Source organism: uncultured Roseovarius sp. (assembly GCF_913057115.1).
Lineage (GTDB): Bacteria > Pseudomonadota > Alphaproteobacteria > Rhodobacterales > Rhodobacteraceae > Roseovarius.
This window is the reverse complement of sequence record NZ_CAJXNN010000016.1, coordinates 1-20,200: the sequence shown is the minus strand read 5'-3', so window position 1 is coordinate 20,200 and position 20,200 is coordinate 1. Positions and strand designations below refer to the sequence as shown.

22 protein-coding genes are annotated in these 20,200 nt (G+C 61.8%); 6 read left to right on the top strand and 16 right to left on the bottom strand.

Translation table 11 applies throughout. The annotated features are described in order from the left end of the window. Positions 1 to 6: 6 nt before the first annotated feature. From QZ498_RS08575 to QZ498_RS08535, 9 genes are all read right to left on the bottom strand, one after another. Positions 7 to 144 (bottom strand): hypothetical protein, encoded by a 138-nt coding sequence (locus tag QZ498_RS08575; protein WP_294621463.1) that lies wholly within the window; start codon positions 142 to 144, stop codon positions 7 to 9. A gap of 84 nt (positions 145 to 228) precedes the next feature. After that, entirely contained in the window at positions 229 to 918 is a 690-nt protein-coding gene (gene scpB, locus QZ498_RS08570; protein WP_294621462.1) for an SMC-Scp complex subunit ScpB, read from the bottom strand. A 4-nt stretch (positions 919 to 922) separates the two neighbouring features. After that, complete coding sequence (locus tag QZ498_RS08565) at positions 923 to 1,711, bottom strand: ScpA family protein (protein ID WP_294621461.1); 789 nt, start codon at positions 1,709 to 1,711, stop codon at positions 923 to 925. Continuing rightward, positions 1,704 to 2,732: a beta-N-acetylhexosaminidase gene (gene nagZ / locus QZ498_RS08560; RefSeq protein WP_294621460.1), complete on the bottom strand. Its 1,029-nt coding sequence runs from the start codon at positions 2,730 to 2,732 to the stop codon at positions 1,704 to 1,706. The genes QZ498_RS08565 and nagZ overlap by 8 nt, the downstream gene beginning before the upstream one ends. Continuing rightward, positions 2,708 to 3,622 (bottom strand): SPOR domain-containing protein, encoded by a 915-nt coding sequence (locus tag QZ498_RS08555; protein WP_294621459.1) that lies wholly within the window; start codon positions 3,620 to 3,622, stop codon positions 2,708 to 2,710. The genes nagZ and QZ498_RS08555 overlap by 25 nt, the downstream gene beginning before the upstream one ends. Positions 3,623 to 3,703: 81 nt before the next feature. Continuing rightward, complete coding sequence (gene argS, locus QZ498_RS08550) at positions 3,704 to 5,449, bottom strand: arginine--tRNA ligase (protein ID WP_294621458.1); 1,746 nt, start codon at positions 5,447 to 5,449, stop codon at positions 3,704 to 3,706. Between the two features lie 11 nt (positions 5,450 to 5,460). After that, the gene (locus QZ498_RS08545; RefSeq protein ID WP_294621457.1) at positions 5,461 to 6,111 is read right to left on the bottom strand and encodes a hypothetical protein; all 651 of its coding nucleotides are present in this window, start codon (positions 6,109 to 6,111) and stop codon (positions 5,461 to 5,463) included. A gap of 53 nt (positions 6,112 to 6,164) precedes the next feature. Continuing rightward, the gene (locus QZ498_RS08540) at positions 6,165 to 8,000 is read right to left on the bottom strand and encodes a sodium:proton antiporter (protein ID WP_294621456.1); all 1,836 of its coding nucleotides are present in this window, start codon (positions 7,998 to 8,000) and stop codon (positions 6,165 to 6,167) included. Between the two features lie 2 nt (positions 8,001 to 8,002). Continuing rightward, complete coding sequence (locus QZ498_RS08535; RefSeq protein WP_294621455.1) at positions 8,003 to 9,181, bottom strand: deoxyguanosinetriphosphate triphosphohydrolase; 1,179 nt, start codon at positions 9,179 to 9,181, stop codon at positions 8,003 to 8,005. A gap of 68 nt (positions 9,182 to 9,249) precedes the next feature. On the opposite strand from QZ498_RS08535, the gene QZ498_RS08530 reads away from it, so the two are divergent. Continuing rightward, a complete protein-coding gene (locus QZ498_RS08530; protein ID WP_294621454.1) occupies positions 9,250 to 9,573 on the top strand; it encodes an iron-sulfur cluster assembly accessory protein in 324 nt (107 codons plus the stop codon). A gap of 15 nt (positions 9,574 to 9,588) precedes the next feature. Here QZ498_RS08530 and QZ498_RS08525 read toward each other — a convergent pair whose 3' ends face one another. From QZ498_RS08525 to QZ498_RS08510, 4 genes are all read right to left on the bottom strand, one after another. After that, positions 9,589 to 9,903, bottom strand: coding sequence for a hypothetical protein (locus QZ498_RS08525; RefSeq protein WP_294621453.1), 315 nt, complete (start codon positions 9,901 to 9,903; stop codon positions 9,589 to 9,591). A gap of 99 nt (positions 9,904 to 10,002) precedes the next feature. After that, a complete protein-coding gene (locus QZ498_RS08520) occupies positions 10,003 to 10,896 on the bottom strand; it encodes a DMT family transporter (RefSeq protein ID WP_294621452.1) in 894 nt (297 codons plus the stop codon). Then, a complete protein-coding gene (locus tag QZ498_RS08515; RefSeq protein WP_294621451.1) occupies positions 10,896 to 11,975 on the bottom strand; it encodes a hypothetical protein in 1,080 nt (359 codons plus the stop codon). The genes QZ498_RS08520 and QZ498_RS08515 overlap by 1 nt, the downstream gene beginning before the upstream one ends. A 58-nt stretch (positions 11,976 to 12,033) precedes the next feature. Then, complete coding sequence (locus QZ498_RS08510; protein WP_294621449.1) at positions 12,034 to 12,252, bottom strand: DUF6749 domain-containing protein; 219 nt, start codon at positions 12,250 to 12,252, stop codon at positions 12,034 to 12,036. A gap of 339 nt (positions 12,253 to 12,591) precedes the next feature. Here QZ498_RS08510 and xth point away from each other — a divergent pair, with 339 nt between their 5' ends. Continuing rightward, entirely contained in the window at positions 12,592 to 13,374 is a 783-nt protein-coding gene (gene xth / locus QZ498_RS08505) for an exodeoxyribonuclease III (protein ID WP_294621519.1), read from the top strand. A 96-nt stretch (positions 13,375 to 13,470) separates the two neighbouring features. Here xth and QZ498_RS08500 read toward each other — a convergent pair whose 3' ends face one another. Continuing rightward, positions 13,471 to 14,637, bottom strand: coding sequence for an FAD-dependent monooxygenase (locus tag QZ498_RS08500; RefSeq protein WP_294621448.1), 1,167 nt, complete (start codon positions 14,635 to 14,637; stop codon positions 13,471 to 13,473). 76 nt (positions 14,638 to 14,713) lie between these two features. After that, entirely contained in the window at positions 14,714 to 15,169 is a 456-nt protein-coding gene (dksA, locus tag QZ498_RS08495) for an RNA polymerase-binding protein DksA (RefSeq protein ID WP_294621447.1), read from the bottom strand. Positions 15,170 to 15,331: 162 nt separating this feature from the next. Between dksA and QZ498_RS08490 the strand changes: the two genes are divergently transcribed. The 4 genes from QZ498_RS08490 (at position 15,332) to QZ498_RS08475 (ending at position 19,192) form a co-directional block, all read left to right on the top strand. Continuing rightward, on the top strand, positions 15,332 to 16,171 hold the full coding sequence (locus QZ498_RS08490) for a MoxR family ATPase (RefSeq protein ID WP_294621446.1): 840 nt from the start codon (positions 15,332 to 15,334) through the stop codon (positions 16,169 to 16,171). A 280-nt stretch (positions 16,172 to 16,451) separates the two neighbouring features. Continuing rightward, complete coding sequence (locus QZ498_RS08485; RefSeq protein WP_294621445.1) at positions 16,452 to 17,819, top strand: DUF2927 domain-containing protein; 1,368 nt, start codon at positions 16,452 to 16,454, stop codon at positions 17,817 to 17,819. 14 nt (positions 17,820 to 17,833) lie between these two features. Next, positions 17,834 to 18,001 carry a hypothetical protein gene (locus QZ498_RS08480; RefSeq protein WP_294621444.1) on the top strand — a complete coding sequence of 56 codons (168 nt, stop codon included), beginning with the start codon at positions 17,834 to 17,836 and terminating at the stop codon, positions 17,999 to 18,001. 6 nt (positions 18,002 to 18,007) lie between these two features. After that, positions 18,008 to 19,192, top strand: a complete 1,185-nt coding sequence (locus tag QZ498_RS08475; RefSeq protein WP_294621442.1) for a VWA domain-containing protein — start codon at positions 18,008 to 18,010, stop codon at positions 19,190 to 19,192. 428 nt (positions 19,193 to 19,620) lie between these two features. On the opposite strand, the gene QZ498_RS08470 is transcribed toward QZ498_RS08475, so the two are convergent. Further along, positions 19,621 to 20,200: PLP-dependent aspartate aminotransferase family protein (locus tag QZ498_RS08470; protein ID WP_294621441.1), on the bottom strand; the 580-nt coding region annotated here is incomplete at its 5' end.

The window sequence follows — 20,200 nt, the reverse complement described above, 5'->3', positions numbered from 1 at the left end:
CAAGATCTATTGATCGCCGGGGTCTCGCTGTTGCTTGGACTTGCGGCCCTTGCTCATTGCGCCCATGCCCTTGTTGATGCCGGCACCGATGACTTTACGCATCACGATGCGCATCACCATATTGATAATCTGGTTGGCGTTCATTGCGCCCTCCTTCTCTGCCTCTGGGTCGGCATATAACACGCAATCATGCAATTTTCAGGGCAAGGCCCGAATTTTGTTGTGAGCTCAATCCTCGAAAAGCTCGCTTTGCCCTTCTTCCGTTTCTTCCTCGGCATCCTCGTCGCCTTCGCCCATCTGGGGCATGGTGCCGGGCGGCGGACGGTTTTCCAGCAAGCCCGCCGAGCGCAATTCCTTGAGCCCTGGCAGATCGCGGGCTGATTCCAGCCCGAAGTGATCCAGAAATTCCTGCGTCACGACGAATGTCACCGGGCGGCCCGGCGTCATCCGCCGACGACCAAAGCGAATCCACTCCATCTCAAGCAGTTGGTCCACTGTGCCGCGGCTGACGGATACGCCACGGATTTCCTCGATCTCGGCACGGGTGACGGGTTGATGGTAGGCGATAATCGCCAGCGTTTCGATCGCCGCGCGCGATAGCTTGCGGGTCTCGACGGTTTCCTTTTGCATCAGGAAGCCAAGGTCAGGGGCCGTGCGAATGGCCCATGCATCGCCCACCTTGACCACACGCACCCCGCGCCCCTCATAGCGCTTGCGCAAATGCACCACGGCCTCGGCAGCGTCACAGCCATGCGGCATGCGTGCCTCCATCTCCTTGATGCTGACAGGCTCAGCCGAGGCAAAGAGGATCGCTTCGCACATCCGCTCTTGTTCGGCGATGGGCGGAGCTTCGAAAAGACTTTCTGCCGCTTGCGCGTCAACGCTATCTTCTTGTGCGTTTTCAATATCTTCCGACATGCTCTTAATCCTTACGGCGCAACTCGATGGGTGCGAATGTCTCTGTCTGCCTGATCTCGGCGCGGCCTTCTTTCACCAACTCCAAAGAGGCCGCAAAGGTCGAGGCCGTGGCCGAGCGTAAACGCGCCGGATCGCCGGTAAAATCCTCGGGCAGATAGGTTGAAATATCCGTCCAGGTCCCGGCAAAACCAATCAGGGGGCGCATGCGCTCCAAGGCCTGCTCCAAGGTGAAAACCGCCTCGCGGTCCATTGTATATGGGCGGAATTCATCCTTCGTGCGGATGCGCGCATAGCCTTGCATCAGGTCCAGAAGCGTCGCGGTATAGGTCACCGTCTTGACCCTTTGCACATCCTCGGGAATGCCCCGCGCAAAGAAATCGCGGCCCATCTGATCACGCGCCATGAGCTTTGCAGCGTGTTCGCGCATGGCTTGAAGACGCTCAAGTTGAAACGCCAGATGCGCGGCCAGTTCCTCGCCAGAGGGCCCCTCTTCTTCAGGGTCGGGCGGCAGCAACAATCGCGATTTCAGAAACGCCAGCCATGCCGCCATCACAAGATAATCCGCGGCCAATTCGATACGCAGTTGCTTTGCGCGCTCCACGAAGGCGAGATATTGCTGCGCCAACTCCAGAACCGAGATCTTCCGCAGGTCAACTTTCTGCGTGCGGCTCAGGGTCAGAAGCACGTCCAAAGGGCCTTCGAACCCATCCACATCAACGATCAACGCCTCCGCCGCCATCCGGTCGGAGACACTGGTCACCGTGGTTTCTGTCTCGAAATCGTCCTCAGCCATTACCGCGCCTTGATATCAGCGCATCCAGCTTTGCCTCAAGGGCGGGAATGTCAACCTCCGTCGGGGTCTGCCGCGCGGCAATCGCGCGTGCGGCGCGGGCCTCGGACGCCCCCCAAAGTTGCCCCGAGGCTGCGGCGACGGCACGCCGATCGTCCAAAGAGGCATTGCAAAGCAACACCACATCGCAGCCCGCCTCGATCGACCCTGCGGCGATATCCTCAAGCGACCCGGACAGAGCCTTCATCGAGATATCGTCGGTCATCACCAATCCATCAAAGCCGACATCCTCGCGGATCACTTGCATCATCACCGGCGAAAGGGTCGCGGGGCGGTCATCAATCTGCGAATAGACCAGATGCGCAGTCATCCCCATCGGCAGGCCGTTGAGCAACTTGAAGGGCAGAAAATCCACCGCCTCCAACTGCTCGCGCGCGGCATCGACCTCGGGCAGTTCAAGATGGCTATCCGCCTGGGCGCGGCCATGTCCGGGAATATGCTTGAGTACTGGAAGCACCCCGCCCTCCAACATGCCATCGGCCACGGCGCGACCAATGCGCGCCACCTGCGCCGGATCGGTGCCGTAGCACCGGTTTTTCAGGAAGGGGTGGGTGGCATCACTGGCGACATCCACCAAGGGGGCGCAATTGCTGTCGATTCCCAAATCGCGCAGTTCATGTGCGATCAGGCGATAGCGCAGGTACATGGCTTCTTCGGCCCGCTCTCCTGCGGCCCCGACATGCTCCATGGGCGGCAACCATTCGCGCCACGCAGGCGCGCGCAATCGCTGTACCCGCCCGCCTTCCTGGTCGATGGTGATGGGCGCCTCGCGCCCAACGGCCTGCCGCAGTTCATCGCAAAGCGCACGCACTTGCTCGGGCGTGTCGATATTACGGGCAAACAGGATAAAGCCAAAGGGGTTGGCCTCGGCGAAAAATTGTTTCTCGTCAGGGGTCAGGCGCAGGCCTTCGGCATCAAGGATACAGGCCCCAATGCCGCTCACCGCGTCACCACCGGGATGCATTCGGCGTTTTCCGCCACCAGAGCCGAACAGAACCGCCGCGCATCGCTCAGGTCGTCAAAGCCCATGGCGCGCAGCCGGTAAAAGGTCCGCCCGCCGCTTTGCGCCTTCTGGATCACACGGTCCTTGTCCTGCAAGTAATCCTCGAACCGGCCGGACAGGCGCGTCCATTCCTTGCGAGCCACCTCGGCGGATTCGAAGGCACCAAGCTGGGCAAGGCGGGTTCCTGTGGGGATATTGTCAGGGTCCACGTCGCGCGGGCCTGCCGTGGTCGCAACTGCGGCAACCTGTTGTACATTGGACAGGTTCGCGGGGCGTAATTTCGGACGCAAGGACACGCCCATCCCCTCGGTGACCGCGGGTTGCGGTTTTGCCTCGGGGGTTTCTTCGGTCACGGGGGCCAGTTCTTCAAGCGGGGCGGCGCCGGCGGTCAGCTCTTGCGCCAAGGCCTCGACCGCGGCCAGTTGTACGGCCTCATCCTCGGCGCTCAACTGCTCTGCCGCCTCGGCTGTGGGGCTTACCTCATCCTCAGGCGCAGCGGCCACTTCGGTTGGCGGGGTGTCCTCGAGCGTCAAATCCAGCGGTTCGGGCGCAAGGATCAATTGCTCGACCGGGCCAGCCGCCGTGCCTTCTGCGGCCACCTCGTTGACGGCCAGCCCTTGGTTGAGTGCTTGCCGTCCACCCGGATCGTCGGGCTGAATGCGCATCGGACCTTCGGCGGCGCGCACCACAGGCACACCGCTCACGTCGCGCACCAACAATTTGTAGCCCCATATACCAATCCCGACGATCAGCGTCAGCGATACCGCCGCACCCGCCAGATTGGCCATTCGTGCAAATCCATTGTTCTGCTCCGGCGCAGCGCCCGGCTGCGCCCCGTGCATATCTGCCATTTCTCGCCTCACTGCCACGGCGGTACATGGCCGCCGGGGTTTGCTTAATCTGCCTCGCCCCGGCGCGTTCTGTGCGATTTGTTACCGCATCTCCTCGGCCGGAGTTACGCCAAGAATACCAAGACCTGCGGAAATAACAACGGTCGTGGCCCGCGCCAGCGCGATTTTCGCCTGTGACGTGGCCGCGTCGCCCTCCTGCAAGAACCGCAGGGAGGGATCATCGTTGCCCCGGTTCCAAAGCGCGTGCAATTCGCTTGCCAGATCATAAAGGTAAAAGGCCACGCGATGCGGCTCGTTCGTGCGGCCTGCAATTTCCACCATGCGCGGCCATTCGGCCAATTTCTTAGCAACGGCCAGTTCGGCCTCATGCGTCAGGCTGGCCAGATCGGATTTGGCCAGCGTGGCGTCGTCCACGTCAATCCCCGCCTCGCGCGCCTTGCGCAAAACGCTGTTCACCCGGGCATTGGCGTATTGCACGTAAAACACCGGGTTGTCCTTGGATTGCTCCAACACCTTATCGAAATCGAAGTCCAGCGGCGCGTCGTTCTTGCGGGTCAGCATGTGGAAGCGTGTGACATCCTTGCCCACGGCATCGACAACATCGCGCAGGGTCACGAAGGTGCCTGCCCGCTTCGACATCTTGAAGGGTTCACCGTTCTTGTAGAGCTTCACAAGCTGCGTCAGCTTGATATCCAGCGGCACCTTGCCATCCGTAAGGGCCGAGACGGCGGCCTTCATCCGTTTGACATAACCGCCGTGATCGGCGCCGAAGACGTCGATCAGCATATCGAACCCGCGTTCCACCTTGTCATAGTGATAGGCGATATCGGGGGCGAAATAGGTCCAGCTTCCGTCGGACTTTTTAACGGGCCGGTCCACGTCATCTCCATGCTCGGTGGACTTGAACAGCGTCTGTTCGCGCGGCTCCCAGTCCTCGGGCTTTTTGCCCTTGGGCGGCTCCAACACGCCTTCATAGATCAGGCCCTTGGCCTCCAGCGCCTTCAATGCCTCTTCGATCCGGCCCGTGCCATAAAGCGATTTTTCCGAAAAGAAGACATCCATCTCTACACCAAGCGCTTTAAGGTCTTCGCGGATCATCCCCATCATCGCGTCGGTCGCAAAGGCCCGCACTTCGGCCAGCCAGACCGCTTCGGGCTGATCGACATAGGCCTCGCCCACCTCGGTCATAAGCGCTTCGCCCACGGCAATCAGGTAATCGCCCGGATAGGTGCCATCCTCGAAAGCCACCTCGCGGCCATGGGCCTCCAAGTAGCGCAGGTAAACCGACCGTGCGAGCACATCGACCTGCGCGCCGCCATCGTTGATGTAATATTCGCGGGTCACATCATAACCCACGAAATCCAGCAGGCTGGCCAAAGCATCGCCAAAGACCGCGCCGCGCGTGTGGCCCACGTGCAGCGGGCCGGTGGGATTGGCGCTGACGTATTCGACGTTCACGCGCTTGCCCTGCCCCATGTCAGAACGGCCAAAATCATCGCCGGTTTCCAGAGCGGAGCGCATTACCGCCTGCCACATCGACGGGGCCAGCCGCAGGTTCAGAAAGCCGGGCCCGGCCACCTCGGCCTGCGTGATCCGCTCATCCGTGCGCAAACGGGTCGCCAGTGCTTCGGCAATATCGCGGGGCTTGGATTTGGCGGGCTTGGCCAGCACCATCGCGGCATTGGTGGCCATGTCGCCATGCGCGGGGTCGCGCGGCGGCTCAACCGTCACATTGCCAAGGTCCAGCCCCTCGGGCAGCGCGCCATCGGCCTGCATCGCGGCCAGCGCTTCCAGAACCAGTGCATGGATTTCGGTGAAAAGGTTCATGGTGTTATCCCTCATTCGTCGCGCGTCGGTTTAACACCGTTACCGCCCGCGTCAATCGGATCAGGGGCCAAGGGCAAAACCACACCCGGCGCAAAAGCCGTATCTTCGGCCATCAGGCCACAGACCACGCGGCGCAGGCTTTTGACCGTGGCTTTGGTGCGCGGCAGGCGAAGCCCGGTCACCGCAAGCCCCCCGGCCCAGCTTTCGGCTTGCATGAGCGGTGGCAATGCCTCAAGCGCTTGCATCAGCGCCGCAGGCCCCGGCCCGGCATCGGGTGCTGCCGGCCAAAACAGCACAAGCACACGGCCCCGGCCTTGCGTCAGCCCTTTTGACAAGCCTTCGGTCAGCGCCGCGATCCCCTGAACGGCCGCCCCAGCCCGGTGCGGCGTACGCAACGCCTGACAATGGATCAAAAGGTCCAGCGGTTCGGCCGCCCATGTCGTGCCGAGCAACTGGCAATGCGCCGGGCGCAAGGCGTCGAGATGCAACGCCTCGATCCGGTCCGGCGCGGTTTTGGCGATCGCCTTCACCTGCTCCGCATCGTGGTCCACCACAACCACGCGCGCCCCGGCGCAGGCCGCCATGCGCGCCAGATCGCGGCCCTCGGCGCACCCCGCGGCCAGGATCACGACAACCTTGTCCCTGAACTCTCCCGCATCCATGCTTGCGCGTATTTCCCTCGCATACTGGCAGCCCCAGATTGGCCACAGATTGCTTAATCCTGCCTTGCCTCGTCATTCCGCGTTTCGCGCCGTTCCGACAACGCCAAAAGGCGGGTTCCCGGTACCGCCTTCGGCGTGGCGTCCTCGGCCAGAATGCGCAGGTCACCGCCCTCTGGCACCTCGGCGACAAGCACCGCATCCGGATTCGCCTCTCGCCAGTCATCAAGCGTATAGTCCTCGCTAAGCCGGGTCCTTCGAACCTCCCAGCCGGTGTTCATCTTCGAGGCAATTTCATAGTAGGTCAGACCACCCGCAATGGCCCGCCCGCCCAAGGTCGAGGGAAGGGCATGGCGGCGGCTGTCCTGTTTCGCACGCTTGAACTGAAACACGTTCTCACGGCCAAATTCCGGCGCAAGGTCGGTGGCCACAAGCGTGTTATAGGCGTCATTGTCCGACGCGGCGATCACCTTGCCGTAGCTCATGATCTCAACCCCGTGCTCGGCGGCTTCCGACAGGATGTCACCAAAGAACACCGGCAGCCCTTCCTCGCGTGCGGCCCGCAGGCGTGTACGGTTGGCATCGGTCACCAGCACCGGCACCTCCAACTCGCCCAGAGCTTTGGCCAGCGAGGCCGCAAATCGTGACCCACCGACGATGATCACCCCCGGCGTCGCCGCCCCGGCCAGCCCAAGCGCACGCGCCATCGGACGCAGGGAAAAGCCATGCAAGACGACCGTCGCCGCCACCAAGGCAAAGGCGAGCGGCGTTAAAAGCGCCGCCTTTTCAATACCTTCGGCAACCAACCTCTCACCGAATAATCCGGCGACCGCCACCAGTACGACACCGCGCGGCCCCGTGAAGCCCACCAGAAGCCGCTCTTTCATCGGCAAACCTGTACCGGCCAAGGACAACAACACCGTAACGGGTCGCACCAAGAGGATTACCACGAGAACCAATCCCACCGCGCGCCAATCCAAAAGCGCCAGCGTTTCAAAATCCATACTGGCCGCCAAAAGGATGAACACGCCCGAAACCAGCAGGATCGTCGCGTGCTCCTTGAACCGGCGAAGCTCGGTGTAACTCGGCAGATCGGCATTGGCGATCCAGATGCCCATGACCGTCACCGCCAAAAGCCCACTTTCGTGCAACACGTAATCCGACAGGGCAAAGATGCCCAAAAGCGCAGCAAACAGCACCGGCACCTTCATGAACTCCGGCACATAGGCCCGCCGGAAACCTTCGGAGATGACCCAACCGCCAGCGGCCCCCAGCACACTGGCCACCACGATCCCGCGCACGATATCCCAGACCGCGTCGCCCATCGTTTCCGCCGCTTGCAGGACCAGAACAACTTCGAAAGCCAACACCGCCGCCAAGGCGCCGATCGGGTCATTGACGATGGCTTCCCATTGCAGCAATTGCGCCGGGCGATGGTTCAGACGCGCCTGACGCAGCAACGGGGCGATCACCGTCGGGCCGGTGACGATCATGATGCCCCCGAAAACAGCGGACGACGCCCAATCCAGCCCCGCCACATAGCGCAGCGCCAATGTCGACAAAAGCCAGCCCAAGGGCGCTCCGACGACAACCAGACGCTTCACACCCTCAGCCGCGCCACGCAGGGAATGGAGGCTCAAGGTCAGGCCACCCTCGAACAGGATGATCGCCACAGCGACCGAAATCATCGGCCCCATAAGCGGGCCGATATCACGCTCGGGGTCGAACACACCCAGAACCGGGCCCACCAGAAGCCCGGCCAGTAGCATCAAGACAATCGCAGGCATCCGCAGGCGCCACGCCAGCCATTGCGAGCCGACCCCAAGCGCGCCCACAAGGGCAAAGGCCATCACCGGGGCCATTGCGCCGTCGGTCGCGGTTTCAATGGCCATTGTCACACACCCCCACGTTCAATACCGACATTCGCGCCGCCCAGCAGCCGGGAATGGCTTTCCAAGGCGAACCTGTCAGTCATTCCAGCGATATAGTCACTGACCAGGCGCGCCAAGCCGGTTTCGTCCCGCGCTGCGACCACGTCGCCCTGCCAACGGCTTGGGAGATGAGTCGGGTTGGCCATATAAAACGGGAACAGATCTTCAACCACATGGGTCACGCGCTTGCGCATTTCGATCACGCTGGGCGCGCGATACATGCGCTCGAACAGAAATGCATGGATCTCGCGAATATCCCGGCCGCCTTGATCCGAGAAACAGATCACCGGGCGGCCCAGATCGCGCACCTCTTGCGCGCTGCCCGGCGCAACCTCGGCCAGCACGGCGCGCGAGGCGTCGATCACATCGCCGACCATGACGCCGAAGACCCGGCGCAGCGCCTCGTGGCGGCGGCGATAGTCGTCAATATCGGGATATAAAGCATCCACCTCCGCGTAACAGGCCCCGACTATGGGCAGGCCGCGAATATCGGCCTCGGTAAACAACCCCGCACGCAGCCCATCATGCAGGTCGTGGTTGTTATAGGCAATGTCATCGGCCAGCGCGGCCACCTGCGCCTCGGCACTGGCATGGCTGTGCAACTCAAGATCGTGCCGCGCGTTGTACTCGGCCAAGGCCCAGGGCAATTCCCCCGTGACAGGCCCGTTGTGCTTGGCGATCCCTTCCAGCGTGTCCCACGTCAGGTTCAGGCCGTCGAATTCAGCATAGTGCCGCTCAAGGCTGGTGACGATGCGCACCGCCTGCGCGTTGTGATCGAACCCGCCATAGGGCTGCATCAGCGCATCAAGCGCATCCTCGCCGGTATGCCCGAAAGGCGTGTGCCCCAGATCATGTGCCAGCGCCACCGCCTCGGTCAGTTCCTGGTTGAGGCCAAGCGCCCCGGCAATCGTCCGTGCCACCTGCGCCACTTCGATGGAATGGGTCAACCGCGTGCGGAAATAATCGCCTTCATGCTCGACGAAAACCTGCGTCTTGTGCTTGAGCCGCCGAAAGGCGCTTGAGTGGATGATCCGGTCGCGATCCCGCTGATAACAGGAGCGGAACGCGCTTTCTTCCTCCTCTACCTTCCGCCCACGCGAATGGCCGGGGTCCGAGGCATAGGGCATTTGCATAACAGCCATCCTTGTCGCCAGTTGACGCGCCCCATATATTGTAAAGCAATTCAATAAGGAACAGTCAGGAGCGTGCCATGCAATTGCCCCCGAAAGTGACCGACCGCGCCTTTGCCCGGCTGGCCGAAATCGGCGCCGGTGATCAGGGTCAAGCCCTTCGGATCGCCGTCGAAGGCGGCGGCTGTTCCGGGTTTCAATACGAGATCAAGCTCGACGAACCGGCGCAAGACGACGTGGTGCTGGAAGGCCAAGGCCAAAAAGTCGTGGTCGACAGCGTGTCCCTGCCCTTCCTGACCGGGGCAACCATCGACTTCACCGAAGAACTGATCGGCGCGCGCTTCACCATCGAAAACCCCAACGCCAGCAGCTCTTGCGGCTGCGGAACATCCTTCTCCATGTAAGCTGGCTTGCCGCCTTCAGGCGGCTTTGGCCTCTTTCTCGTCGCCCGCCTCAGCAGAGCGCTCATCTGTGCCCGCTTCGGAATCATTCCTGTCCTCTGACGTCGCCTCGGTCGTGTCAGGCTTGGGCAGGGTCAGAGCCTCGTCCGGAAACTGCTCGGGCATGTCAAAGGATATGTGTCCGCTGTCCGGCTGCACGGTCACCGCTGGCTTGTCCGTCAACTCGTCCAGCGCCTCGTTCAACTCCGATACCAGACGTTCAAAGCGCGCGCGCTGCGATTCGGGTTTGTTCGGCGCACTGACCCCGCCCAGACGTTTCAGAAATTCCAGCATGACATCCCCTTTCATTTTTGGCCTTGCCAGAGGCTACGCAAATCAGGGGCGGGAATCGCGGGGAAATCCGGAAAATCCAACGCACGGGCACCAATCTGCCTATTCCGCAGGCATTGCCGCGCTTCGGCCGGGTATCGGGCGCGCCTGATCCCGCACCAACCACAGACCGGCGAGCATGACAATCATCGCCCCAAGAAACACGCCCGGCCCCGGTGTTTCGCCAAAACCCACTGCGCCAATCAGCACCATCCAGACGAACTGCATGTTCATCAAAGGCGTCACCACATAGGCGGGCAAGGCCTGCAACGCGGCCACCAGCACCCACCGCGCCGCAAAGAGCAGCACGGCATAGGCCACGGCCCAGGCCACATCGACAAGCCCCATCGGCACAAAAACAAAGGGCAAGGCCGCGCACATCACCGCGCCAAGCGCGAGGTTCGGGTAAAACACCTGCGCCAGAAGGTTGCTTTCCCGCTGGCTGATGTAGCGCGAGGTGACCAAAGACACCGTGCCAAGTGCCACCGCCACAAAGGCCACCAGATGGCCCATGCCAATCTCGCCCAGCCCGCCGGGAAAAAGCCACAGCACGCCAAAGGCTCCAAGGCCAAGGGCACCCCAGACCGGGCCGCGTACCCCCTCGCCCAGCACAGGACCAGACAACAGCGCCGCCAACAGCGGAATCAAGGCGACGAAAATGAACACTTCGGCAAAAGGCAGCAAGACAAAGGCATAGTAAAAGGCGACCGATCCCAAAACCGTCGCCCCCGCCCGTATGGTCATCGCCCTTGGACAACTGGTACGCAGGCCATGCCCCCGGTGATGCCCCACCTGCCCGATAACAAGGCAGGCCCCCGCCACCAGCAGACCTGACAGGGCAAACAACTGTGGCGCGGCATAGGCTTGGCCAAACAGCTTGGTGATGGCATCCGCCCCGGTGATCAACACCGTGTAAAGCAGGCACAGGGCCAGCCCGAGCACCAAGGGCCGGGCCATTATAGCGCCACCTGTTGCATGCCCGTTCGGGCAAAGCCCGCGAAGAAGGTTTCGAACCGGTCGGTCGCAGCCTCGGCGGCCAAGAGCACCCGCCGCGCATCGTCCGAAAGGGCCTCTTGTACAGGGGTGCGCATCTTCTGCCAGTCGCCGCGGCGCGCCTCGTCCATCTGGTACAGGCAATCCGATAATTCCCTAAGCGGCCCCGCCGTTGGCGCGGGTTGGCGAAAGACAACCCGGCCTTCCGGTATCTGCTGGGCAAAACCGCCTTTTCCCGCCACCCGCATGGCCCAGTTGACCACAAGCCAAGGGTGATAATCATCCTGCGGCGCACCCGCGCCCGGCACGGCCTCAAGCCGGAAAAGTTCCACCTGATCGCTCAGCCAAGTTTCCCAGACCTCCGGCGGCGTGGCCCCGGCAAAGCGAAGTGCGATGCAGATTTCGGCCAAAAGATCGAGGTTCAATTCCAGGAACGCGAGTGTGCCGGCGAAATGCAGGCTATCGATAAAGTCCTGCCCCACCTCCGGGTCTTGCCGGCCATATTCCGAAAGGTAAAAAATAATATGGGTCAGCTCATAGGCGGCTTTCTTGTTAGGCAGCGCGAAGGTTTCCGAACGCCGCGCAAAACCGCGCAGCCGGTCGGTCAGCCCCCCATCCTCGGCCACAGGGTCAACGCCCCGTCGCAGGCACAGCCGCCGCGCCTCGGCGCGTTGCAAATCCGATAACTCCGCGCGGGCCAGCCCCTGATCGGCAACCCACTGCACCAGCTTGCCTCCCTTCTGTCCGCCAATCCCAAGATCCTCAAGATCCAAGCAAAGACCCAGAAAGAAACGATAATATTGCGGGAAAAACCCCATGCGGCGCTCGACCTCATCGTAAAAGCCGCGATGCACCTCCAACGCCCCCTCCGGCAATATCGCGCCCGTGCTTTCCAAGACGTTAAGCGCCTCGGCATTTTCCTTGAGCCAGAACACGTCGCCATCGCGGCGACGCTCCTGTGCGAAGCGGTCCAGCATGGCCGCCTGCCGCGCGGCCATGCTGTGCTGACGAAACAGGACATCCAGTGGAACAACGTTACCCATCTGCCGATCTCCTTTTCACGGGGGGTGGAAAGGGCGCATGCCCCGTTTCGCTTGCAGGTCAGAGGCTTGTGGTGAAGGCCTCGACCGCCTCACCGCTTTGCGCGTCGCTTGCGGCGACGGGGCCAAGCGATGTGGTCATCATTTCAACGCCTTCGCCAAGGCCCATGTCTGACCCCGCGATCAGCGATGTGGTAAAGGCTTCAACCGCCTGTCCGGCGTGCAGATCTGCGTGGATTTCAGGGGCAAGGCGCTCTTCTGTTTTGAGTTGTGCAAGCATGTTTTCCTCCAGCGTTGCATTTGGTTGCAGCACCAAAACGCTTACACGCAAAGGTTGCTTTCCAAAGCGTTTTTTCCTGTCCAGAGGGTTATCCACAAAGGTATTTCTACCTATCCGGGTTTTTAATTGATTGAATTCTCGCCCGTTAAAAATACCTCGATATATAGCGGAAAAACTTATCCACACCCCCCAAATGTGGATAATTTCAACCCTATATCGACGTCCACAAGACGAATCAACCTATGGGAATCCCATGCAGCAAGGGTGCGATTGACCATGGGCCTTGCCCCTGCCCGCCCGCTGCGCGATAGAAAGGTCAACGCCAAACAGGGGGCCGCCATGAAAATCGCCAGCTTCAATATCAACGGCATCAAGGCACGCATCGGCGCGCTGTCTGATTGGTTGCAAGAGGCACAGCCTGACGTGGCCCTTTTGCAGGAAATCAAATCGATCGACGAAAATTTCCCGCGCGAGCATTTCGAGGACATGGGCTATACCGTCGAAACCCATGGGCAAAAGAGCTTCAACGGCGTGGCGATCCTCTCCAAGCTGCCGCTTGAGGATGTCACCCGCGGCCTGCCCGGAGATGACGCCGACGAACAGGCCCGCTGGATCGAGGCCACGGTGATCGGTGACACCCGGCCGGTGCATGTCTGTGGCCTCTACCTGCCAAATGGCAACCCGGCACCGGGGCCGAAATACGACTACAAGCTCAAGTGGATGGAACGCCTCAAGACCCGCGCGAAGGCGCTGCTGGCGACAGAGGAACCCTTCCTCATGGCAGGCGATTACAACATCATCCCACAGGATGAAGACGCCAAACGCCCCGAAGCCTGGGCCAAGGATGCCCTCGCCCTCCCCGACAGCCGCGCCGCCTTCCGCCGGATCGTGAACCTCGGCTTTACCGAAGCCTTCCGAAGCCGCCAGCACGGCCCCGGCCATTACACCTTCTGGGATTATCAGGCGGGCGCGTGGAACCGCGATGACGGCATCCGCATCGACCATGTCCTGCTCAGCCCGCAATGCGCCGACCTGCTGCTCGACTGCCAGATCGACAAGGAGATTCGCGGCCGCGAAAAACCCTCCGATCACGTGCCGATCTGGGTCGAGCTTGACGCCTGACCGCCATCGGACCAAGCGATTTGAAAATCGCTTGGCGACCAAGGCTTTTGCAAAAGCCTTGCCCGCGCCCAAACCCGAAGTGTATCCCCTGCGACCTCAGCTTGCGGTTTCGTCGTGGCCATAAATCCAATCGAACTGCCGCATCATCCGCTCGGGCGCGAAACGACCGCCGGCGCGCAACACACCATGCGCGGCCCAGCGAAGCGGCGGGAAAGACAGGTGGTATTTCCACGCATTGCCGCTGGCCGCGTCAACCACGCGCTTGGCCCGCCCCGCACGCCGCGCCTGATAGGCCGACAACCGGGCCTCAAGCGCGCCCTCGCCCGACAGCGCCTCGGCCAAGGCCCATGCATCCTCAAGCGCCATACAGGCCCCCTGCGCCATGAAGGGTAGCGTGGGATGCGCAGCATCGCCCAAAATCGCGACGCCATCCGCATGCCACTTGGGCGCCACGGGATGGCGGAAAAGGCCCCAAAGATAAACCTCCTCCACCCTCGAAAGCATGGTCTGCACCTCTGGCCCGAAATCCTCGAAGGCCGCGCGCAAGGACAGCGGGTCATCCCTCTGGCTCCAGCTTTCAGCAGTCCATGCGGCCCGCTCCTGTACCGCAACAAGGTTCAGCAAACGCCCCTCGCGCAGCGGGTAACTCACCACGTGGCGCATCGGGCCCATATGCACACGCGCCTCCGGCCCCCGCGCTTCGGTATTGGGGATCACCGCGCGCCATGCGACCTGCCGGGTGAAGAACGGCGCAGTCGTGCCATTCAATGCTTGGCGCGCCTTGGAGTGCAAACCATCGGCCCCGACCACCAGGTCGGCCTCCAGCACCGCCCCATTGCACAGATGCACCGCCGGGCGCGCGCCCGGCTCGACCTTGGCCACCCTCTGCAACAGACGAATGCGCACGCCCGCCGCGCGCGCGCCCTCGGCCAGAACCTCGATCAAATCGGCCCGGTGCAGAAAATAGTAATCACGGCTGTCCAGCCGCGTCAGGTCCAGCCGCGCCACCTCGCCCTTGCGATAGTCACGCAGGCTGACAGCCTCCCCCTGCACGCCCACGGCGCGCAGGGCTTCATCCAAACCAAGCGCGCGCAGCACGGCAAAGCCGTTCGGGCTGATTTGCAGCCCCGCGCCCACTTCGCGAATCGCCTCGGCCTGCTCCAGCACCGTCACCTCGGCCCCACGCAGCGCCAAGGCGCGCGCGACGGTCAGCCCGCCGATGCCGGCACCGATCACAAGGCATTTCAGTCCCTGAAGGCTCATGGCGCTCTTTCCCCGACCCGGACGAAAAACGCCGAGGCCATGGCCCCGGCGCCCTATCCGTCCCGCATCGCAACGATCAATCGTCGCGATGCACTTTCTCGCGTCTTTCATGACGCTCTTGCGCTTCAAGGCTCATGGTCGCGATCGGACGTGCATCCAGCCGCTTGAGGCTGATCGGCTCGCCGGTCACTTCGCAATACCCGTATTCCCCTTCTTCGATGCGGCGCAGGGCCGCGTCGATCTTGGCCACCAGCTTGCGCTGGCGATCACGCGTGCGCAATTCCAACGCTCGGTCCGTTTCCTCGCTGGCGCGGTCGGCCACATCCGGGATCGCGCGGGTGCTGTCCTGCAGCCCCTCGATGGTATCCCGGCTGCCTTCCAGCAGCTCGTTTTTCCAAGTGGTCAGCTTGCGACGGAAATACTCCAGCTGACGTTCGTTCATGAACGGCTCGTCTTCGGCCGGGCGATAGTCTTCAGGTAGAAAGACTTCGGCTTTCATGGTGCTCCCCTCATCAAGGCCAATGTCTGTCATGGCTTGCGTCTCCTCAGACCGTTGGCGCTTCCATGCGCTCGCTCTACACTTCACGCGCGGTAATGTCACTAGGCAATCACGGTGCATTGATGTGTTTCCGGCTTCGCCCTACTGTCGCGCCGAATACACAAGCAAATCCCAAACACAAGGTCAGGGAAACACATGAAATTTCAGGGTACCGAGGCCTATGTCGCCACCGATGACCTCAATATCGCCGTCAACGCCGCCGTCACGCTGGAACGCCCCCTCCTGGTCAAGGGCGAACCCGGCACCGGCAAGACCGAACTGGCCCGGCAGGTGGCGCAGGGCCTTGGCCTTGAGATGATCGAATGGAACATCAAATCCACGACCAAAGCGCAACAAGGGCTCTATGAATACGATGCCGTATCGCGCCTGCGCGACAGCCAACTGGGCGATGAACGCGTCCATGATGTGAAAAACTATATCCGCAAAGGCAAGCTCTGGCAGGCATTCGAAGCGGGCAAGAAGGTCGTCCTGCTGATCGACGAAATCGACAAGGCCGATATCGAGTTTCCCAACGACCTTTTGCAGGAACTCGACCGGATGGAGTTTTATGTTTACGAGACCGGCGAAACCATCCGCGCACAAAACCGCCCGATCGTGATCATCACCTCGAACAATGAAAAGGAACTGCCCGACGCCTTCCTGCGCCGCTGTTTCTTCCATTACATCCGCTTCCCGGACATGGAGACCATGAAACAGATCGTCGAGGTGCATCATCCCGGCATCAAGGATCAGCTTCTGACCACCGCCCTCACCCAGTTCTACGAGATTCGCGAGCAATCGGGCCTGAAGAAAAAACCTTCCACATCCGAGGTTCTGGACTGGCTGAAACTCCTGCTGGCCGAAGACCTCGACCCCGCCGATCTCAAGCGGGATGGCGCCGATGCCCTGCCGAAACTGCACGGCGCGCTTCTCAAGAACGAAGCCGACGTGCATCTTTTCGAACGGCTCGCCTTCATGGCGCGACGTCAACGCTAACCCGAAAGACGCCAACCTATTGTTAAAAGGCAATAAAATAGCAAATGCGGCAACCGGTTCGGGCACAAGCCGAATCGGTCACATTTTTGCCTTTATTGCTCCTTACCGTGGTCAGGATGAGGGGCATAACTACCTCCGATCCTGCCAAGGCAACGAGCAGACCGGACATCAGGTGCAACGGGGCAACGCACCACTGACCGTAACCCGCCGACGCAGGACAGGCGGGCCATACCATTCCGGTAAGGCCCGTGTGTTTTGGAATACAGGCTTCGGGGGGCACATGCGCCGCGTTATTCTACCTATTTGTCTGATGCTCGGGGCATGTATGCCCGGCACAACGGCGGACATGCCGTCGCGCGCCGCAACGCATACAGAAAGCACCATGCCCGCCATGAAACGCTTCTCGGCGCCGCGTCCCGTGCCCGCGATGCGGTCCAACCGCGACATTGAACGCGATTTCATCGAACTCAGCTTCGAACTGGAGTCGGGCCGCCCTCTCCAATATTTTTCGCGGTTCGAGGACCCGATCTCGATTCGCGTCACCGGCAGCCCGCCGCCCACCTTGATTCCCGATCTCAACCGCCTCGTGCACCGCTTGCGCACCGAAGCCGGGATCGACGTGGCCCGTGTCCGTTCGGACACCGCCAACATCACGATCGAGGCGGTCCCGCGCAGCGAAATCCGCCGCCACCTGCCAAAGGCGGCCTGTTTCGTGGTGCCCAACATCTCGCGACTGTCGCAATATCGCAAGGCACGCCACAGCCGCATCACCAACTGGTCGCTGTTGAAAAAACGCGAAAAACTGGCGATTTTCCTGCCCAACGACAGTTCCCCCCAGGAAGTGCGCGACTGCCTGCACGAGGAGCTGGCACAGGCCATCGGCCCGCTGAACGATCTTTACCGCCTGCGCGATTCCGTCTTCAACGACGATAACGTGCATACCGTGCTCACCGGCTTCGACATGCTCATCCTGCGGGCCTACTACGCACCCGAATTGCGCTCGGGTATGTCCCGCGCAGAGGTGGCACGCCGCCTGCCCGCCATACTCAGCCGCCTGAACCCCGCCGGCGACAAGATCGCTCCGCGCCATGCCAGCAGCACACCGCGCGCTTGGGTGCGCAACATCCAGACCGCACTTGGGCCGGGCACCCGCCCCTCCCAACGCCGCAGCGCCGCGCGTGAAGCCCTGCGTATTGCCGAGGCTGTCGGCTGGCACGACCACCGCCGTGCCTTCTCGCACTTCGCACTGGGCCGGTTGACGCAGGCCACCGACCCGGAATTCGCGCAAGATCAGTTCGTCATTGCCGACCAGTTCTACAAGCGCACCCCCGGCACCGAGTTGCACCGCGCCTATACCGCGTCGCAATTGGCCGCCTACGCCATTGCCCAAGGTCGTGGCAAAGATGCCCTGATGTTGCTGACCCCACATCTGGCCACCGCCGAACGGCACGAAAACGCCGCCCTTCTGGCCACGCTGATGATGCTGCGCGCCGAGGCTCTGGAACTTTCAGGCCGCGTCGCCGAGGCGCAGTCTGTCCGGCTGGACAGTCTGGGCTGGGCGCGCTACGGATTCGGCGCGGACTGGGCCGTGCGCGCCAAACTGCGCGAGATCTCGGCACTCAGCCCGCTCAAAGGACCCAACGGCTAACAGGGCTGGCACACATGATCATCATTATTGGCGCCATCCTCGGCGCCATCACCGGCGCGCTGATCGCCAAGCGCCGCAAAGGCAACACCGCCGATATTCTGCAATACGCGGCTGTCTATTGCCTCGTCTTCACGCTGGCGGCGCTGTTCATCACGATCTTCATCTATCGCGGCGCCACCTGACCCGCGATGTTCCTGCCGTTCTTCGATACCCTGCGCAAAACCGGTGTTCCGGTCAGCCTGCGGGAGTACCTCACCTTTCTTGAGGCTCTGACCACCGATCTGGTTACCTATGACGTCGAGGGCTTCTATTACCTCGCGCGCAGCGCCATGGTGAAGGACGAGCGGATGATCGACCGCTTCGACCGCGCCTTTTCCCATTGCTTCCAAGGGCTTGAAGAAATCAGCGCGCAAGATGTGCTAAACGCCGTGGACATCCCCGAGGACTGGCTGCGCAAGATGGCCGAAAAGCACCTTTCCCCCGAGGAACAGGCCGAGATCGAGGCGCTTGGCGGCTTCGACAAGCTGATGGAAACCCTCAAAGAACGCCTCAAGGAACAGGAAGGCCGCCACCAGGGTGGCAACAAATGGATCGGCACCGCCGGCACCTCGCCCTTTGGCGCCTATGGCTACAACCCCGAAGGCGTGCGCATCGGGCAGGACAAATCGCGCCACCGCCGCGCCGTGAAAGTCTGGGACAAACGCGAGTTTCGCAACCTCGACGACAGCGTCGAGATCGGCACCCGCAACATCAAGGTCGCCCTCAAGCGCCTACGCCAATGGGTGCGCGACGGGGCGGATGAAGAACTCGACCTCGATGGCACCATCCGCGCCACCGCCGAACATGGCTACCTCGACGTGCAAACCCGCCCCGAGCGGCGCAACGCCGTGAAAGTGCTGCTGTTTCTCGACGTGGGCGGCTCGATGGACGACCACATCAAGGTGGTCGAAGAACTGTTTTCCGCCGCCCGCGCCGAATTCAAGCACCTTGAATACTACTACTTCCACAACTGCCTTTACGAAGGCGTCTGGCGCGACAATGCCCGACGCTGGAACGAGGTGACGCCCACATGGGACGTGCTGCACACCTACGGGCCGGACTATAAATGCATCTTCGTCGGCGATGCCTCCATGTCGCCTTATGAGATCGCCTATCCCGGCGGCGCGAATGAACACTGGAACGCCGAGGCAGGCCAAACATGGCTGGAGCGCGCGCGGGAACAATGGCCCGATCACCTCTGGATCAACCCGGTGCCGCAGGGGCACTGGCCCTATACCCAGTCGATCAAGATGATCCACGAGATTTTCGAAGGCCGCATGGTGCCGATGACCCTTGAAGGGCTGGACGCAGGCATGCGCGAACTGGTGCGGTGAACCGACGCGCGGGTTGAAACCACCCGCTCGTATGTTATCTCACGCTCACATGCGGCGTGCGCCCGACGCGAAACGCTGCCACGGGAAAGCGGCGCAGCACAGCGCCCGGACCACCATGTATTGGCCCGGTCTTCCCCTTATCAAGCGATCGTCCTGCCATACCCCGGCGCTCCCGCGCCATGCGCGGCATTTGATCATCGCGACACGAAAAAGAAGGAGTTTTGACCATGACCATCGAAGAACTGGAAACCCGTATCGAATCCTTGCGCGCCTCGGGCATGCATATCGCCGCCAAGGCCATGATCCGCGAACGCGACAAGCTCAAGCGAAAGGCTTGACCCAATTGTGCGGCTGCGCCGCGCAGGTTTAGTGAAAATGAGGGGCTCTGCCCCTCAAACTCCCCGGGATATTTGAAAACAGAAGAAGGGCTATTCGAGCGCCTGTTCAATATCCTCGATCAGGTCGCTTGCATCTTCGATCCCAACCGACAGGCGCAGCAGGTTTTCCGGGATACCTGTGTGCGGCTCGATGACATGGCGGTGTTCCACAAGGCTTTCGACGCCCCCCAGTGACGTGGCGCGGTGAAAGATTTGCAAACGGGATGCGACCCGCGCCGCGCCCTCGAACCCGCCTTTGACGAGAAGAGACAGCAGGCAGCCATAGCCGCCCTGCATCTGATGCTTGGCCAATGGGTGCTGGGGATGCGTCGCAAGGCCGGGATACCAAACCGCTTCGATCTGCGCATGCTGTTCGAGGCGCTCGGCGATCTGCAAGGCCGTCTGACTGCTACGCTCGACGCGCAGCGGCAAGGTCCGCATCCCGCGCATCAAAAGCCATGCCTCGAAGGGCCCGAGGATCGCGCCTGCATCGTGACGGTCGGTGCAAATCGCCTGCCATGCGGGCAAGCTGTCATCGGCCACCGATAGAACACCGGCCACCACATCAGAATGGCCGTTCAGCCCCTTGGTGGCCGAATGCATCACCAGATCGGCCCCCATGTTCAAAGGG

Coding starts and splice junctions, on each gene's coding strand:
- argS (WP_294621458.1), bottom strand. CDS start 5,449: ATGAACCTTTTCACCGAAATCCATGCACTGGTTCTGGAAGCGCTGGCC.
- xth (WP_294621519.1), top strand. CDS start 12,592: ATGAAAATCGCCAGCTTCAATATCAACGGCATCAAGGCACGCATCGGC.
- QZ498_RS08520 (WP_294621452.1), bottom strand. CDS start 10,896: ATGGCCCGGCCCTTGGTGCTCGGGCTGGCCCTGTGCCTGCTTTACACG.
- QZ498_RS08530 (WP_294621454.1), top strand. CDS start 9,250: ATGCAATTGCCCCCGAAAGTGACCGACCGCGCCTTTGCCCGGCTGGCC.
- QZ498_RS08480 (WP_294621444.1), top strand. CDS start 17,834: ATGATCATCATTATTGGCGCCATCCTCGGCGCCATCACCGGCGCGCTG.
- QZ498_RS08575 (WP_294621463.1), bottom strand. CDS start 144: ATGAACGCCAACCAGATTATCAATATGGTGATGCGCATCGTGATGCGT.
- QZ498_RS08490 (WP_294621446.1), top strand. CDS start 15,332: ATGAAATTTCAGGGTACCGAGGCCTATGTCGCCACCGATGACCTCAAT.
- QZ498_RS08555 (WP_294621459.1), bottom strand. CDS start 3,622: ATGGCAGATATGCACGGGGCGCAGCCGGGCGCTGCGCCGGAGCAGAAC.
- QZ498_RS08515 (WP_294621451.1), bottom strand. CDS start 11,975: ATGGGTAACGTTGTTCCACTGGATGTCCTGTTTCGTCAGCACAGCATG.
- QZ498_RS08545 (WP_294621457.1), bottom strand. CDS start 6,111: ATGGATGCGGGAGAGTTCAGGGACAAGGTTGTCGTGATCCTGGCCGCG.
- QZ498_RS08535 (WP_294621455.1), bottom strand. CDS start 9,181: ATGGCTGTTATGCAAATGCCCTATGCCTCGGACCCCGGCCATTCGCGT.
- QZ498_RS08500 (WP_294621448.1), bottom strand. CDS start 14,637: ATGAGCCTTCAGGGACTGAAATGCCTTGTGATCGGTGCCGGCATCGGC.
- dksA (WP_294621447.1), bottom strand. CDS start 15,169: ATGACAGACATTGGCCTTGATGAGGGGAGCACCATGAAAGCCGAAGTC.
- QZ498_RS08565 (WP_294621461.1), bottom strand. CDS start 1,711: ATGGCTGAGGACGATTTCGAGACAGAAACCACGGTGACCAGTGTCTCC.
- scpB (WP_294621462.1), bottom strand. CDS start 918: ATGTCGGAAGATATTGAAAACGCACAAGAAGATAGCGTTGACGCGCAA.
- nagZ (WP_294621460.1), bottom strand. CDS start 2,732: ATGCATCCCGGTGGTGACGCGGTGAGCGGCATTGGGGCCTGTATCCTT.
- QZ498_RS08540 (WP_294621456.1), bottom strand. CDS start 8,000: ATGGCCATTGAAACCGCGACCGACGGCGCAATGGCCCCGGTGATGGCC.
- QZ498_RS08510 (WP_294621449.1), bottom strand. CDS start 12,252: ATGCTTGCACAACTCAAAACAGAAGAGCGCCTTGCCCCTGAAATCCAC.
- QZ498_RS08475 (WP_294621442.1), top strand. CDS start 18,008: ATGTTCCTGCCGTTCTTCGATACCCTGCGCAAAACCGGTGTTCCGGTC.
- QZ498_RS08525 (WP_294621453.1), bottom strand. CDS start 9,903: ATGCTGGAATTTCTGAAACGTCTGGGCGGGGTCAGTGCGCCGAACAAA.
- QZ498_RS08485 (WP_294621445.1), top strand. CDS start 16,452: ATGCGCCGCGTTATTCTACCTATTTGTCTGATGCTCGGGGCATGTATG.